The organism is Pseudomonas paraveronii, assembly GCF_963681955.1.
Taxonomy (GTDB): Bacteria; Pseudomonadota; Gammaproteobacteria; order Pseudomonadales; family Pseudomonadaceae; genus Aquipseudomonas; species Aquipseudomonas paraveronii.
In genome coordinates, this window is sequence record NZ_OY817130.1 from 4807288 (window position 1) to 4819960 (window position 12673).

At 62.3% G+C, this 12673-nt stretch carries 10 protein-coding genes and 1 pseudogene; 3 read left to right on the plus strand and 8 right to left on the minus strand.

Annotation, left to right across the window (positions count from 1 at the left end):
- Positions 1-21: 21 nt before the first annotated feature.
- Genes U5A08_RS22100 through U5A08_RS22110 form a run of 3 tightly spaced genes read left to right on the plus strand, consistent with a single transcriptional unit; the run spans position 22 to position 2697 of the window.
- Positions 22-936, plus strand: a complete 915-nt coding sequence (locus U5A08_RS22100; protein ID WP_321848594.1) for a PLP-dependent cysteine synthase family protein — start codon at positions 22-24, stop codon at positions 934-936.
- A gap of 37 nt (positions 937-973) precedes the next feature.
- Complete coding sequence (locus U5A08_RS22105) at positions 974-1966, plus strand: serine O-acetyltransferase (protein ID WP_253397965.1); 993 nt, start codon at positions 974-976, stop codon at positions 1964-1966.
- 2 nt (positions 1967-1968) lie between these two features.
- The gene (locus U5A08_RS22110; RefSeq protein ID WP_253397966.1) at positions 1969-2697 is read left to right on the plus strand and encodes an alanyl-tRNA editing protein; all 729 of its coding nucleotides are present in this window, start codon (positions 1969-1971) and stop codon (positions 2695-2697) included.
- Positions 2698-2770: 73 nt separating this feature from the next.
- Here U5A08_RS22110 and U5A08_RS22115 read toward each other — a convergent pair whose 3' ends face one another.
- The 8 genes and pseudogenes from U5A08_RS22115 to U5A08_RS22150 form a co-directional block, all read right to left on the minus strand.
- Complete coding sequence (locus tag U5A08_RS22115; protein WP_321848598.1) at positions 2771-3700, minus strand: hypothetical protein; 930 nt, start codon at positions 3698-3700, stop codon at positions 2771-2773.
- A 188-nt stretch (positions 3701-3888) separates the two neighbouring features.
- Positions 3889-5373, minus strand: a complete 1485-nt coding sequence (gene prpD / locus U5A08_RS22120) for a 2-methylcitrate dehydratase (RefSeq protein ID WP_321848601.1) — start codon at positions 5371-5373, stop codon at positions 3889-3891.
- A 122-nt stretch (positions 5374-5495) separates the two neighbouring features.
- A pseudogene (locus tag U5A08_RS29965) lies at positions 5496-5681 on the minus strand (putative methylaconitate Delta-isomerase PrpF); the annotation flags it as partial.
- Positions 5682-5937: 256 nt separating this feature from the next.
- A complete protein-coding gene (gene prpF, locus U5A08_RS22130) occupies positions 5938-7128 on the minus strand; it encodes a 2-methylaconitate cis-trans isomerase PrpF (RefSeq protein ID WP_253397972.1) in 1191 nt (396 codons plus the stop codon).
- An 11-nt stretch (positions 7129-7139) separates the two neighbouring features.
- Positions 7140-9734, minus strand: coding sequence for a Fe/S-dependent 2-methylisocitrate dehydratase AcnD (gene acnD, locus U5A08_RS22135; protein ID WP_253397974.1), 2595 nt, complete (start codon positions 9732-9734; stop codon positions 7140-7142).
- Positions 9735-9863: 129 nt separating this feature from the next.
- Positions 9864-10991 (minus strand): bifunctional 2-methylcitrate synthase/citrate synthase, encoded by a 1128-nt coding sequence (gene prpC / locus U5A08_RS22140; protein WP_253397976.1) that lies wholly within the window; start codon positions 10989-10991, stop codon positions 9864-9866.
- Between the two features lie 41 nt (positions 10992-11032).
- Positions 11033-11926, minus strand: coding sequence for a methylisocitrate lyase (gene prpB / locus U5A08_RS22145; protein WP_253397978.1), 894 nt, complete (start codon positions 11924-11926; stop codon positions 11033-11035).
- Complete coding sequence (locus tag U5A08_RS22150; RefSeq protein WP_373423739.1) at positions 11923-12645, minus strand: GntR family transcriptional regulator; 723 nt, start codon at positions 12643-12645, stop codon at positions 11923-11925. Before U5A08_RS22150 ends, prpB begins: the two co-directional genes overlap by 4 nt.
- Between the last annotated feature and the right edge of the window lie 28 nt (positions 12646-12673).

The following is a 12673-nucleotide window of genomic DNA, read 5'->3' on the forward strand; positions in this document are numbered from 1 at the left end:
ACGGCCCTGGGTAACGACCTGATGCTGCATAACTCAATTCTCGACGCCATCGGCCACACGCCGATCGTGCGCCTGGCGCAGTTTTCCGAAGACCTCGGCATCGAGGTCTACGCCAAACTGGAATCCCTCAACCCCGGCGGCAGCCATAAGGCACGCATCGCCTTGGGCATGATCCTCGACGCCGAGCGCCGCGGCGTGCTGATGCGCGACGCCGGGCAAACCATTATCGAACCCAGCGGCGGCAACACCGGCATTGGCCTGGTGATGGCGGGCAACGTGCTCGGCTACAAAGTGGTGCTGGTGATCCCCGATAACTACAGCCCCGAAAAGCAGAAACTGCTGCACCTGTACGGCGCCAAGGTGGTGCTGTCGGACAGCCGCCTCGGCAACAATTCCCATGGCGAAAAGTGCATGGAGTTGCAGCTGGAAAACCCTAGCTACGTGATGCTCAACCAGCAACGCAACGGTGCCAACCCACAGACCCACCGCGACACCACCGCGCCGGAAATCCTGCGCGCCTTCGGTGAGCAGCGTGTGGATTACTTCGTCAGCGGCATCGGCACCGGCGGCCATATCACCGGCATCGGCGAAACCCTCAAAGCCGCCTGGCCGGCCCTGCGCGTGATGGGTGTGGAGCCGGAGGAATGCGACCTGCTGAAAAACCAGCACGCAGCGCACCATATCCAGGGCCTGTCGATCGGCTTGATCCCGAGCATCCTCAACCTGGATGTACTGGACGGCATGCTCAAGGTGTCGCGTGAGGAATGCCTCGACATGATGAAACGCATCATGCGCACCGACGCCATCAGCCTGGGCCTGTCCTCGGCCGCCAATATGGTGGCCATCGCCAAGCTCGCCCCCGAGTTACCGCCCGAAACGGTGGTGTTGACCATGGTCTACGACAATGCCGACAGCTACCTGCCCAGTTTCGAATAACCGGTTATCCAACCATCCAGAATGCGGGGGTGCCTCCATGGGCGGCTTTATCGACATGCAACATCTGCACGATGAATTGCTTACCCACCTCATCAAAACCCTCACGCCCACGCAAATGAAGCAACTGGAGCCGCACTTGGCGCCGTTGGTCCAGAACGCCGCCCAGGCAGTAGCCGAGGACCTGATTGCCTACGCCTACCGCGACCCCGCGTCGCGCGGGCGTGGCGAGTTGATCCTGGAGTCCTATGCCTCGTTCAAGGCGGTGCTGTTCTATCGCCTCGCGCACCAGGTGTGGCATTTCCCCGACCAGACCAACGGGATGTTTTCGCGCATCGCCCTCAAGCTCAGCAACCAGGGCAAGATCCTCTCCGGCGCCGAAATTCACCCGGCAGCGCGCATCGGTCGGCGCTTTGTGCTCGACCACGGCTACGGCACAGTAATCGGCGAAACCTGCGAAATCGGCAACGACTGCTACATCCTCTGCGGCGTAACCCTCGGTGCCCGGGGCATCGCCAACAACCCCGATGGCAAGCGCCACCCGCGCCTGGGCAACAACGTCGAAATCGGTTCCGGCGCCCGCGTGCTGGGCTACGTGCAAATCGGCGACAACGTGTTTATCAGCCCAGCGTGCGTAATCACCCAGGACGTGCCGGCGGGAACCAAGGTCAAGGTGGTCAACCAGATCCAATTGCAAAAGAACGACGAATCGGAGCACAGCAGCTACCTCGGCGCCTTCGCCCTTGATGAGCGCCTGCACGTGGTCGGCGAGATCAGCACCAGCCACAAGGTCACGGTGCTGGACGCTGACTTTCACCCGTTGCAGGGGCTGATGCTGGAACCCACGGTGAAAGAACGCCATCACCTGCAATTTCGCTTGCGCCGCGTCGAAATGACCGACCGCCTGCCACGCCTGCCGCTGAACCTGAAAGTCTGCGGGCCGGAATTTGAAATCACCCTGCTTTCCCCTCCTGGCTTGAGCGCAATGGTGCGTCACCTGCTGCAAGCCAGCCCATTGATTGTCGGAGGTTGAACATGTCTGTGCACACCATGGAAACCCTGGCGCTGTTTGACAGCGCGCCCTACCAGAACGCCTTCAGCGCCCGGGTGATTGCCGTCAGCGAATACGGCATCGCCCTGGAACACACGCTGTTCTACCCCACCGGCGGCGGGCAACCCGGTGACACCGGCCACTTCACCCTGGCCGACGGCACGCGCGTCGACATCGTCGGCACGGTGCGCGACCCGGTGCAGCGTTCAATCATCTGGCACCAGGTGGAACACTGTCCCGAGCAGTTGACCGCAGGGGAGCAAGTGGACGCCAGCCTCGATTGGGACCGGCGTTACCAGCACATGAAGATGCACACCTGCCTGCACTTGCTGTGCTCGATCATCGACGCCCCGGTCACCGGCTGCAGTATCAGCGCCGACAAGGGACGACTGGATTTCGATCTGCCGGAAATGACCCTGGACAAGGACAGCATCACCCGCGACCTCAACGCGCTGATCGAACAGGCCCATCAGGTGCAAACCCTGTCGATGCCCGCGTCGGAGTACGCGACCCTACTGCAGATCACCCGCACCCAAGCGGTAGCTCCGCCCGTGATCCAAGGCTCGGTGCGCGTAATTGAAATTGCCGGGATCGATATCCAGCCATGCGGCGGCACCCATGTGATCAACACCGAAGAAATCGGCCGGGTGTTTTGCGAGAAGATCGAGAAGAAGAGCAAGCATAACCGTCGGGTTATTTTGCGCTTTGAATGAATGTTCAGCAGAACGGGGTCGATGCAGGTGCGGGCTTACTGCCCCACATTGACCCGTTTTTTTATCGCTGACCTTAACCCTTCAGCGAATTGATCTGGTTATTCAGCTGTTCGATTTGCTTCTGCAGTTCGGAAATCACCTTGGAAAATTCAGCCATCATCTGGTCGATGCGCGCGCGAAGTTGCTCATTGTCGCGTGCGAGATCCTCGAGGGTACGAGGCGCCTGGTTTGCTTCATCGGACCGGGCCGACGGGTTGCTTTCGTTGGACTGCGCCGCACCTTGCTTGCCTTGGCCCGAAGCAGCCCCCTGATTGGCCTGCCCCTGACCCTGTGCCGCACCTTGCTTGCCTTGACCCGAAGCAGCGCCCTGATTGGCCTGACCCTGACCCTGACCCTGACCCTGACCCTGCGCCGCGCCTTGCTGACCCTGCGCCGCGGGAGGCGTCCGGGTCTGGGGGGTACCCGCCCCGCCCAACTTCTTACTCAAATCACCGATCTGGTCTTGAAGCCCTTTAACGACCGAATTGAAACGGGACTCCATCTGATTGAGCCTCTCACCCAGTTGCTTATTTTCGGCAGTCAAACGCTCAAGGGAGGAAGGAGCATCACGCCCGGATGCTTGTGTATTCTCCGAACGGCCGCGCGCGTCAGGCGACGTGCCGCTCTGCTTCGCCGCAGGATCACCACGAGTACCTGGGTTCGACGGTGCCGCCTCTTTTCCAGGTGTTGTCTTCACGTTGTGGTGTTGCGCGAGCTGGTTCACTTGCTCCTGAAGCTTCATGATTTGCGGCGTTACTTTGGCGACCATCTGATCATATTTTTCGAGCAACTGTTTGTTCTGGCCAGCGAGATGTTCGAGATAAGCGGGTACGGCGTTTTTTGCCACAGACGACGCATCGGCCAGGCGGTTGTCAGTCCCTTTTAAGGCCTCTTCGGCGCGACGGAGCTGAGGGTCATTGTTGATGGCGTAGTACATTTGCTGGCGATTGTTTACGCTATTCATAGAAGGGCCTTTTCAGATTCAGGTGTTTAATCCGCAAGCATCGCTTGCCAGATGATCTGCCCCTACAGGGCATCTGACACCTGATTGGCTTCTATCTGAAAACGGTTCCGAAGATGTAGGACGCATCAATCGCAAAGTATGTCAGTGTCAAAACCTGCCCTTCGCGAGCGTGCGCAACCACGGCGCTTTCATATCACCCATAAATCCACAAAGCGATTCACCGGCGTCGCTTCAAGCCGCGCCTGATCCTTGCACAACGCAAAAATCTCGGCACTGCGCTGGGCCGTAAAGCGCGTCGCCAGGTTGGCCTTGAACTTGTCTTCCAGCAACGGAATGCCGTCCACCCGGCGACGGCGGTGCCCGATCGGGTATTCCACCGCCACCTGCTCGGTGTGGCTGCCATCGTTGAAGAACACCTGCACCGCGTTGGCGATGGAACGTTTGTCCGCCTCCAGGTATTCGCGGCTGTAGCGCGGCTCTTCGACGATCACCATCTTTTCGCGCAACTCGTCGATGATCGGGTGCGCAGCGTGGAACTCATCTTCGTACTGCTCGGCCACCAACGTGCCGAAGGCCAGGGGCACGGCGGTCATGTATTGCAGGCAGTGGTCGCGGTCGGCCGCGTTGGCCAATGGGCCGACCTTGGAAATGATCCGAATCGCCGACTCATGGGTGGTGATCACGATGCGTTCGATGTCATGCAGGCGCTCGACAACCTGCGGGTGCAAGGTCACCGCAGCTTCGCAGGCGGTTTGCGCGTGGAACTCGGCGGGGAAACTGATCTTGAACAGTACGTTTTCCATCACATAGGTGCCGTAGGGTTGGGACAGGCTGAACGTGCGCTTGTCTTCAGGCTTGAGCGCCAGGTCCTTGTTGGTGTGGCTGAACAGCACGTCGTAGAAGCCCCATTGCGGCGCACTCAACACGCCGGGAATGCCCATCTCGCCACGCAGCGCGATGTCCGCCAGGCGCACGCCGCGACTGGAGGCATCGCCCGCCGCCCAGGATTTGCGCGAACCGGCATTCGGTGCGTGCCGGTAGGTGCGCAATGCCTGACCGTCGACAAAGGCGTGAGACAGCGCCGAAAGCAGCTGTTCGCGGTTGGCGCCCATCAGCTTGGCGGTGACCGCCGTGGAGGCGACTTTCACCAGTAGCACATGGTCGAGGCCGACGCGGTTGAAGGCGTTTTCCAGGGCAATCACACCTTGGATCTCGTGGGCCATGATCATCGCTTCCAGCACTGCGCGCATGGTCAGCGGCGCATCGCCGTTGGCCACGCGCTGTTGCGAGAGGTGATCAGCCACGGCAAGGATGCCGCCGAGGTTATCCGAGGGGTGGCCCCATTCGGCGGCGAGCCAGGTGTCGTTGTAGTCGAGCCAGCGCACGATGCAACCGATGTCCCAGGCGGCCTTGACCGGGTCCAGCCGGAACGACGTGCCCGGCACCCGCGCGCCGAACGGCACCACCGTGCCCTCGACCAGCGGCCCCAGGTGCTTGGTGCATTCCGGGAACCGCAGCGCCAGCAGGCCGCAGCCGAGGGTGTCCATCAGGCAGTTGCGCGCAGTGTCCAGTGCGGCTGGGGAGTCGATCCGGTAGTCGAGGACATAGTCGGCGATGTCCTGCAGGACCTGGTCGTAGTCGGGACGGTTGTTCTGGTCGACGTTGGCGCTCATGGCTGTTCTCCAAAGTGGGTGGGGGTCAGTCCTCGGGCTCACGGTTACTGGAAGCAGATCTTGGATGCCTGCCTTGGAATAGAGATTCCTTGTGGGAGGGGGCTTGCCCCGATGACGGCGGGTCAGTTAACGAATGTGTCGACTGGCACACCGCTATCGGGGGCAAGCCCCTCCCACAGGGGATTGGTGTTGGCCTTCTTCACCACCCATTCGCCGTTGACCTGGGTGGCTTCGGCGCCGACACGCAAAGTGCCGGACGGATGCCCGAAGCGCACCGCATTGCGCTCCACGCCGCCCGCCGTCAGCGATGTCCTGCAAAACCTGGTCGTAGTCGGGACGGTTGTTCTGGTCGACGTTGGCGCTCATGGCTGTTCTCCAAAGTGGGTGGGGGTCAGTCCTCGGGCTCACGGTTACTGGAAGCAGATCTTGGATGCCTGCCTTGGAATAGAGATTCCTTGTGGGAGGGGGCTTGCCCCCGATGACGGCGGGTCAGTTAACGAATGTGTCGACTGGCACACCGCTATCGGGGGCAAGCCCCCTCCCACAGGGGATTGGTGTTGGGTTTTAGAACGCGTCGCCTGGCACGCGCACGAAGCCTTCCATCAACACCCGCGCACTGCGGCTCATGATGGCCTTCTTCACCACCCATTCGCCGTTCACCTGGGTAGCTTCAGCGCCGACCCGCAAGGTGCCGGACGGATGCCCGAAGCGCACCGCATTGCGCTCCACGCCGCCCGCCGCGAGGTTGACCAAGGTCCCGGAAATCGCTGCAGCGGTGCCGATCGCCACCGCTGCGGTGCCCATCATCGCGTGGTGCAACTTGCCCATGGACAAGGCACGCACCAGCAGGTCGATATCGCCGGCCTTGATCGCCTTGCCGCTGGACGCCACGTAATCCGCAGGCTTAGCCACGAACGCTACCTTCGGCGTGTGCTGGCGCTGGGCGGCTTCGTCCAGGTGCTTGATCAGCCCCATGCGCAACGCGCCATGGGCCCGCACGGTCTCGAACATCGCCAGGGCCTTGGGGTCACCGTTGATCGCGCCTTGCAGCTCGGTACCGGTATAACCCAGGTCTTCGGCGTTGATGAAGATCGTCGGGATGCCGGCGTTGATCAGCGTGGCCTTGAAGGTGCCGATACCCGGCACCTCCAGGTCGTCGATCAGGTTGCCGGTGGGGAACATCGAACCACCGCCGCCCTCTTCTTCCGCGGCCGGGTCCATGAACTCCAACTGCACTTCGGCAGCCGGGAAGGTCACGCCGTCCAGTTCGAAGTCACCGGTTTCCTGCACCGCACCGTCGGTGATCGGTACGTGGGCGATGATGGTCTTGCCGATATTGGCCTGCCAGATCCGCACCACGGCCACGCCGTTATGCGGCACACGGGCTGGATCGACCAGGCCCGCGCTGATGGCGAAGGAACCCACCGCCGCCGACAGGTTGCCGCAGTTGCCGCTCCAGTCGACAAACGGTTTGTCGATGGCGACCTGGCCGAACAGGTAATCCACGTCATGCTCGGCGCGGCTGCTCTTGGCGAGGATCACGGTTTTGCTGGTGCTCGACGTGGCGCCGCCCATGCCGTCGATCTGCTTGTCGTAGGGGTCGGGGCTGCCGATCACCCGCAACAGCAGGGCATCGCGCGCAGCACCCGGCACCTGCGCCGACTCGGGCAGGTCCTGGACGCGGAAAAACACGCCCTTGCTGGTGCCGCCACGCATGTAGGTGGCGGGGATCTTGATTTGCGGTACGTGTGCCATGGTTATCCTCTTCAGACGGTCGCCGCCGATTCCAGGAAGTCCTGGGCAAAACGTTGCAACACGCCGCCCGCCTCGTAGATCGACACTTCTTCAGCGGTGTCCAGACGGCAGGTCACCGGCACTTCGACACGTTCGCCATTCTTGCGGTTGATCACCAGGGTCAGTTGCGCACGCGGGGTGCGTTCGCCGACCACGTCGTAGGTTTCGCTGCCGTCGATCTTCAGCGTGTGACGGTCGGTGCCCGGCAGGAACTCCAGCGGCAACACGCCCATGCCCACCAGGTTGGTGCGGTGAATGCGCTCGAAACCTTCGGCGGCAATCGCTTCCACACCCGCCAGGCGCACGCCCTTGGCTGCCCAGTCGCGGGACGAACCCTGACCGTAGTCGGCGCCGGCGATGATGATCAGCGGCTGCTTGCGTTCCATGTAGGTTTCAATGGCTTCCCACATGCGTGTGACCTTGCCTTCCGGCTCGATGCGCGCCAGGGAGCCCTGCTTGACCTTACCGTTTTCCACCACCATTTCGTTGAACAGTTTCGGGTTGGCGAAGGTCGCGCGTTGCGCGGTCAGGTGGTCGCCGCGGTGGGTTGCGTAGGAGTTGAAGTCAACTTCCGGCAGGCCCATTTTCGCCAGGTATTCGCCGGCGGCGCTGTCGAGCATGATCGCATTGGATGGCGACAGGTGGTCAGTGGTGATGTTGTCCGGCAGCACCGCCAGCGGGCGCATGCCCTTGAGCGGACGCGCACCGGCCAACGCGCCTTCCCAGTACGGCGGACGGCGGATATAGGTGCTTTGCGGGCGCCACTCATACAGCGGCGCGACTTTCGGGCCGGTGTCTTCGTGGATCGCGAACATCGGGATATACACTTTGCGGAACTGTTCCGGCTTGACCGACGCCTTGACCACCGCGTCGATTTCTTCGTCGCTCGGCCAGATGTCTTTCAGGCGGATTTCCTTGCCGTCGGCGTCGAGGCCCAGCACGTCCTTCTCGATGTCGAAACGGATGGTGCCGGCAATCGCGTAGGCCACCACCAGCGGCGGCGAAGCCAGGAACGCTTGCTTGGCATACGGGTGGATACGCCCGTCGAAGTTGCGGTTCCCCGACAACACGGCGGTGGCGTACAGGTCACGGTCAATGATCTCTTGCTGGATCACCGGGTCGAGCGCACCGGACATGCCGTTGCAGGTGGTGCAGGCGAAGGCCACCACGCCGAAACCGAGTTTTTCCAGTTCGTGCCCAAGGCCGGCTTCTTCCAGGTACATGGCCACGGTTTTCGAACCGGGCGCCAGGGACGACTTGACCCACGGCTTGCGGCTCAGCCCCAGCTTGTTGGCGTTGCGCGCCAGGAGGCCGGCAGCGATCACGTTGCGCGGGTTGCTGGTGTTGGTGCAACTGGTGATCGCGGCAATGATGACCGCACCGTCGGGCATTTGCCCCGGCACGTCATCCCACTGGCCGGAGATCCCTTTGGCGGCGAGGTCGCTGGTGGCGACACGGGCGTGCGGGTTGCTCGGGCCGGCCATGTTGCGCACGACGCTGGACAGGTCGAAGGTCAGGCCGCGCTCGTATTGGGCGCCTTTGAGGTCGTCGGCCCACAGGCCGGTCTGGCGGGCGTATTGCTCGACCAGGGCGACTTGCGCGTCTTCACGGCCGGTGAGTTTCAGGTAGGCGATGGTCTGCTGGTCGATGTAGAACATCGCCGCCGTCGCGCCGTATTCCGGGGCCATGTTGGAGATGGTCGCACGGTCGCCCAGGGTCAGTGCCGATGCACCTTCGCCGAAGAACTCCAGCCACGCGCCCACCACTTTCTGCTGACGCAGGAACTCGGTCAGCGCCAGCACCATGTCGGTGGCGGTGATGCCCGGTTGCAGCTTGCCCGTCAGCTCCACGCCGACGCTTTCCGGCAGGCGCATCCATGACGCGCGGCCGAGCATCACGCTCTCGGCTTCGAGGCCGCCGACGCCGATGGCGATCACGCCGAGGGCATCCACGTGCGGGGTGTGGCTGTCGGTGCCGACGCAGGTGTCGGGGAACGCGACGCCGTCACGCACCTGGATCACCGGAGACATTTTCTCCAGGTTGATCTGGTGCATGATGCCGTTGCCCGGCGGGATCACGTCGACGTTCTTGAAGGCCTTTTTGGTCCACTCGATAAAGTGGAAGCGGTCTTCGTTGCGGCGGTCTTCGATGGCGCGGTTTTTCTCGAACGCCTGCGGGTCGAAACCACCGGCTTCGACGGCCAGGGAGTGGTCGACGATCAGTTGGGTCGGCACCACCGGGTTGACCTGGGCGGGGTCGCCGCCTTGCAGGGCGATGGCATCGCGCAGGCCGGCGAGGTCGACCAGGGCGGTTTGGCCGAGGATGTCATGGCACACCACCCGCGCCGGGAACCAAGGGAAGTCGAGGTCGCGTTTGCGTTCGATCAGTTGGCTCAGGGAAGCATTGAGGGTGGCCGGGGCGCAACGGCGCACCAGGTTTTCCGCGAGTACGCGGGAGGTGTAAGGCAAGGTGGCGTAGGCGCCGGGGGTGATTGCCTCGACAGCCGCGCGGGCGTCGAAGTAATCGAGGCGGCTGCCGGGGAGCGATTTGCGAAATTCAGTGTTCATCGTCGGGACTCGGTCACGGTGATTACAAAAGGGACCCACTGATCCAGATTTGAAATGCGATTCAAATGTGGGAGAGGGCTTGCCCCCTCCCACCTTTTGAGCTCATTTCAGTCTTGGAATCGTCGGCCTTCAGCGACGTTCGATTGGCACGAACTTGCGCTGCTCGACGCCGATGTAGTCGGCGCTTGGACGGATGATGCGGTTGTTGGCGCGCTGTTCGAACACGTGAGCGGCCCAGCCGGTGAGGCGCGAGCACACGAAGATCGGTGTGAACAGCTTGGTCGGAATGCCCATGAAGTGGTACGCCGAGGCATGGTAGAAGTCGGCGTTGGGGAACAACTTCTTCTGCTCCCACATGACCTTGTCGATGGCCTCGGAGACCGGGAACAACACCTTGTCGTCGACTTCTTCGGCGAGCAGTTTCGACCAGCCCTTGATGACCTCATTGCGCGGGTCGCAGTCTTTGTAGATCGCGTGGCCGAAGCCCATGATCTTGTCCTTGCGCGCCAGCATGGCGAGGGTGCCGTCGACGGCGTCCTCCGCCGACAGGAAGCGCTCGATCATTTCCATCGCCGCTTCGTTGGCACCGCCGTGCAGCGGGCCGCGCAGCGAGCCGATCGCGGCGGTGACGCAGGAATACAGGTCGGACAGGGTCGACGCGCAGACACGTGCGGTAAAGGTCGACGCGTTGAATTCGTGCTCGGCGTAGAGGATCAGCGACACGTTCATCACTTTGACGTGCAACTCGCTCGGCGCCTTGCCGTGCAGCAAGTGCAGGAAGTGACCGCCGATGGAAGGTTCGTCGGTCACGCAGTCGATACGTTTGCCGTCATGGCTGAAGCGGTACCAGTAGCACATGATCGCCGGGAAGGCAGCGAGCAGACGGTCGGTGACATCGCGCTGTACGCTGAAGTCCTGCTCCGGCTCGAGATTGCCAAGGAACGAGCAACCGGTACGCATCACGTCCATCGGGTGGGCGTCGGCCGGGATGCGCTCGAGCACTTCTTTGAGCGCCAGGGGCAGGTCACGCAGCTTGCTCAGCTTGGCGCTGTAGGCAGCCAGTTCGGTCTTGGTCGGCAATTCGCCGTACAGCAGCAGGTAGGCGACTTCTTCGAACTGCGCATCAGCGGCCAGTTCGCGCACGTCGTAGCCGCGATAAGTCAGGCCGGCACCGGCCTGGCCCACGGTGGACAGTGCGGTCTGCCCGGCCACCTGGCCACGCAGGCCTGCGCCGCTCAGTACTTTTGCTTCAGCCATGGTTACTCTCCAATTTTGTAGTTATCCGGGAGGCGCGTTCGTTACTTCTTGGCGGCGAACAGCGCGTCGAGCTTCTGCTCGAAGGTGTGGTAGTCGATGCGATCGTAAAGCTCCATGCGGGTTTGCATGGTGTCGATCACGTTCTGTTGGGTGCCATCGCGACGGATCGCGGTGTAGACGTTCTCGGCGGCCTTGTTCATGGCACGGAAGGCCGAGAGCGGGTACAGCACCAGGGAAACATCGGCAGATTTCAACTGTTCGACGGTGTACAGCGGGGTTGCACCGAATTCAGTGATGTTAGCCAGGATCGGCGCCTTCACCTTTGACGCGAACAGCTTGTACATGTCCAGCTCGGTGATGGCTTCCGGGAACACCATGTCGGCGCCGGCCTCGATGCAGGCGGCGGCGCGTTCCAGGGCGGATTCCAGGCCCTCGACGGCCAGCGCATCGGTACGCGCCATGATCACGAAGCTGTCATCGGTGCGCGCATCCACGGCGGCCTTGATGCGGTCGACCATTTCCTGCAGGGACACGATTTCTTTGTTCGGACGATGACCGCAGCGCTTGGCGCCGACCTGGTCTTCGATATGGATGGCGGCGGCGCCGAACTTGATCATCGACTTGACGGTACGCGCCACGTTGAAGGCCGAGGAACCGAAACCGGTGTCCACGTCCACCAGCAGCGGCAGGTCGCACACATCGGTGATGCGGCGCACGTCGGTCAGCACGTCATCGAGGCCGGTAATGCCCAGGTCAGGCACGCCGAGGGAACCTGCGGCCACCCCGCCACCCGACAGATAGATCGCCTTGAAGCCAGCGCGCTTGGCCAGCAGTGCGTGGTTGGCATTGATCGTGCCGACCACCTGCAATGGGTGTTCGCTGGCGACCGCGTCACGAAAACGCTGGCCTGGAGTGCGGTTGTTAGTGGAACTCATGACTCACCTCGCTGAGTGGCTGTCTGGGGAGCACCGCCTGGAAAGTGGCGGGCGATATTGCGTTTGGAGGCGCCGATGTGACGACGCATCAACAACTCGGCCAGTTCACCGTCGCGATCGGCGATCGCGTCAAGAATTCGGTGATGCTCGGCAAAGGCCTGGCGTGGACGATTGGGGGTCGCGGAGAACTGGATGCGGTACATGCGCACCAGCTGGTACAGCTCGCCGCAGAGCATTTGGGTCAAGGTGCGGTTGCCGGCGCCCTGGATGATCCGGTAATGAAAGTCGAAGTCGCCTTCCTGCTGGTAATAGCCGACACCGGCCTGGAACGCCGCATCCCGTTCGTGGGTGTGCAGCACCTGGCGCAGTTCTTCGATCTCGGCATCAGTCATGCGCTCGGCGGCCAGGCGGCACGCCATGCCTTCGAGGGATTCGCGGATTTCATAGAGTTCGATCAATTCCGCGTGGCTCAACGACACCACGCGAGCGCCGACATGGGGCACGCGCACCAGCAGGCGTTGGCCTTCGAGGCGGTGGATCGCCTCACGCAACGGGCCGCGGCTGATGCCATAGGTGCGCGCCAGTTCCGGCTCGGAGATCTTGCTGCCGGGGGCGATCTCACCTTTGACGATAGCGGCCTGTATACGCCTAAAGACGTTCTCCGACATTGTCTGGGATTCTTCCGGGGAGACCACCGGAGATTCCGATTGATCCAGCATATTGTCGACACCTTTAAAAGCAATGTCG

What these genes read in the sequence shown, in the direction of transcription:
- acnD (WP_253397974.1), bottom strand. Translation starts at nt 9,734, where the DNA reads ATGAACACTGAATTTCGCAAATCGCTCCCCGGCAGCCGCCTCGATTAC.
- prpF (WP_253397972.1), bottom strand. Translation starts at nt 7,128, where the DNA reads ATGGCACACGTACCGCAAATCAAGATCCCCGCCACCTACATGCGTGGC.
- prpD (WP_321848601.1), bottom strand. Translation starts at nt 5,373, where the DNA reads ATGAGCGCCAACGTCGACCAGAACAACCGTCCCGACTACGACCAGGTC.
- U5A08_RS22100 (WP_321848594.1), top strand. Translation starts at nt 22, where the DNA reads ATGCTGCATAACTCAATTCTCGACGCCATCGGCCACACGCCGATCGTG.
- prpB (WP_253397978.1), bottom strand. Translation starts at nt 11,926, where the DNA reads ATGAGTTCCACTAACAACCGCACTCCAGGCCAGCGTTTTCGTGACGCG.
- U5A08_RS22105 (WP_253397965.1), top strand. Translation starts at nt 974, where the DNA reads ATGGGCGGCTTTATCGACATGCAACATCTGCACGATGAATTGCTTACC.
- U5A08_RS22110 (WP_253397966.1), top strand. Translation starts at nt 1,969, where the DNA reads ATGTCTGTGCACACCATGGAAACCCTGGCGCTGTTTGACAGCGCGCCC.
- U5A08_RS22115 (WP_321848598.1), bottom strand. Translation starts at nt 3,700, where the DNA reads ATGAATAGCGTAAACAATCGCCAGCAAATGTACTACGCCATCAACAAT.
- prpC (WP_253397976.1), bottom strand. Translation starts at nt 10,991, where the DNA reads ATGGCTGAAGCAAAAGTACTGAGCGGCGCAGGCCTGCGTGGCCAGGTG.
- U5A08_RS22150 (WP_373423739.1), bottom strand. Translation starts at nt 12,645, where the DNA reads ATGCTGGATCAATCGGAATCTCCGGTGGTCTCCCCGGAAGAATCCCAG.